Consider the following 2,859-nt stretch of genomic DNA (forward strand, 5'->3'; position numbering starts at 1 on the left):
CCTTTCCTGATCGATTGATGAAGGCATCCGCTTGTTGAAGGTCACTCTCCACCTTTGAGCGGTGATTTGGCCCATGCGCCTGGCCCAAAGCGCCCAGACAGCCCCCAGGAACGCGGGCCAGGCCTCAGAAAGGGTGCCGGCGTTGTTCTGCAGGGCATGCGCCAACGTCATCCATTCGTTGGCTGACAAGGCCGCGCCGCCGCCTGTGAGGAGGGTATTGCTGGCGGCCTGAAGTATTTGCATGAACTTGTTGTTTTCTATCTTGGTGACGCCGGCCAGGCCTCCGCCGGCCGAGATCCCGGTATGGCCCAACAAGCCTGTGTTCCCCGCAGCGAACAACACATTCAGGGACATCTGCACGGCGGCCTGCGCAAGCGCCAAATTGCCTGCGTGGCCCTGCGAAAGCAGCCCGCTGTCGGACGCAATCCCGTGCGCCGCGACGGCCAGGTTGAAGCCGTAGGTCGTCACTTGCACGCCCCGCAACCACTGGCCCTGCTGCCGGCGTGGATCGGCGGCATTCAGCGACGAATCCTGCAGATTGCCCTCGCGGCTGACCGAGATCTGATACTCGCCAATCTTGGCGCTGATGGCGAGGTATCTCTGCTTTTCCGTCCAGCCACTGGCCGGATCGAGGGGCTTTGCTCTCAGGAAGGTGATGTCCTTCCAGAGCTGCTCAGTCATCCCCGCGATGTGCGCGCGCTGCCGCGACGTGATGCCGATATAAGGCGCCGCGTTGAGCATGCGGCTGACATAGCGGTCGAGCAAGTCGCGGGTCGCGAACCCCTCCTCGAAGATCGGCTCCCATTGCAGTCTCATCTTCTGGAGATAGGCGGACCTCCCGACATTGCCGGCGAAGCGGGAGCCGAACGCAACGTTATTTCCGAGGTCCGCAAAGGTGGAGCCATGAACCCCCGGCGTATAGCCCCCTCCTGCAGAGGGAGACATGGCATGACCAAGGCCTGCACTGACGCCGGTTGCGGCGCCGGCGACGGCGGCCAGGATCCCGACATAGGCCAAAACGGCGCGTTTTTCGAGCTTGCTATCGGCGTTGTTGTCGCCACCCGATGTTCCCGGGCCGGTCCGGAGACCAAGGTCGTTCATTTCCAGCGCCTGGAGCATCCTCGAAACCGGGTCCGAAGCAATCGGGCCGGTCTGGCGTTCCAGGTGCCATGGGCCGCTATGCTGGTTGGCGATCTGCTGGAAGATGCCGAACTCCTTGGCAGCCAGCGCCTTCTGGACGTCGGTACTCCAAGGCGTGGGCTTTCCTCTGACCGTGGCTTGCCAGATATCGAAGTCTTTCAGTTCCCGTTCCCAGGCAGCAAAATCTGCCTGTTCCTGATCGCTCGGCGCGCCGCTGCCGACCTTGGCCGCCAGTTTTTCGCGTGCGCTGGCTAGATTGGCGTTCAGCTCCTGGCGTGCGTTGTCGAGCAAGCCGTCATCCCAGACCGTGGACTGTCGCTCGACCTGGGCGACCCACGCATCGAACCGTTGCCGCGCTTCCCGCCCCATCCTGTTGTGGTGCGCGTCGAGCGTGCTGCGCCTCTGCTTCATTTCGGCCACCTTCGCGAGAGCGTCGGGGTCGGAGCGCTCCTTCAGCGCCTTCTCCGTCCATTCGTCGCTGCGCTTATAGGCGAGCTTCAGCGCTTCATCATAGTTGCCGCGCAGGATCTTGAAGGCGGCATCCGGATCCTGCAGTGCAATCTCAGTGAAGAGTGGCGAACCGGTCATCAAACCCTGGTTGTAATGCGCCTCATTGACCGGCTTTACGGTGTCGCTGCCGAACAGAATGCGGTCCTGGTGATGGATGAAAAAATCGACGACCGCCTGTGCCGCCTCCGGATGGGAATGCATCATTTGCATGTAGGCCTGAGTCACGTCGTTCCAGGAAATGTCCACCCGGGCGTTCGGCACGGCCTCGAACAGCTCGTAAAGCTTGTGGATGTGCTCGGGAGCGTTGACAGTCACCTCCTTGTCCTTGCTCGGATCATTCCATCCCCGCCCCGTCTCCGGGTCCCACTCCCAGTGCTTGATCACATGGGTCTTTTCGCTCATCTGAGCGTCCGGCCGCACCAGCCGGCCGAGGCCGGTGTGGGCAAACACGATCTGCACCTGCCGGAATTCATCGCCGGAGAAACGGTTCATCAAAAGCGGCAGATTTTCGTAGTTCGTTACTGCCGCGCTCGGCCGCCCGGCGGCCGACTTGCCATGATCGCCCCAGTCGTTATGCAGAACGATGATCTGTCCGGTCTGGTTGGCGTGGACGAGAAGCTGGCGGAACTTGTCGTGCCTGGCATCCCATCCCCATTTCTGCCCGAGCTGCTGGGTAACCATTTCCTTGATGCCGGTGATCTCGCCGATGGCGGGGAACAGGCCGGGATACTGGAGCATCCGCCCGACGATGTACTCGATCGGGTTGGTGTGCGACACGTGGCCGGTTGTAACCACGTCGGAGAAATTGGGGCCGGTGAGGGAGGCGTCGACCTTGGCGGCCAATTCCGGACTCCCTTTGTAGTACAGGTCCAATATGAACTCGGCCAGGTTCCCATCGAGCACATGGGACCCCTTCATCGTCGCAGGGACGGGCGTGGCGGTCGAATAATGGGGCGTCCCGCAATATTGCGGGATCAATTCGTACAGGATGCGCGTGGTTGCGCCGCCCCTCTCCAGCAGATCCCTGAACCTGCTGTAGAGCTGCTTGTCCTGCACCCTGTCGTAGCCCAGCGGATGGGCGTGGATGTCGGCGATGAGCTGCTCCAGCCCGCCAGGGACTTCGGCGAGCATCCTCGTGAATACGTCCACCTTGATCTGGTCCGGGGAATCCAGGTGTTGCCGCGCTTCCGGCGGCAGGAGGTTGTAGAG

1 protein-coding gene is annotated in these 2,859 nt (G+C 61.9%); it reads right to left on the bottom strand.

The annotated features are described in order from the left end of the window. A partial coding sequence (locus WCB02_RS26885; RefSeq protein WP_423962790.1) for a hypothetical protein occupies positions 1-2,859 on the bottom strand: 2,859 nt, incomplete at both ends.

Source organism: Bradyrhizobium sp., assembly GCF_049581145.1.
Taxonomy (GTDB): Bacteria; Pseudomonadota; Alphaproteobacteria; order Rhizobiales; family Xanthobacteraceae; genus Bradyrhizobium.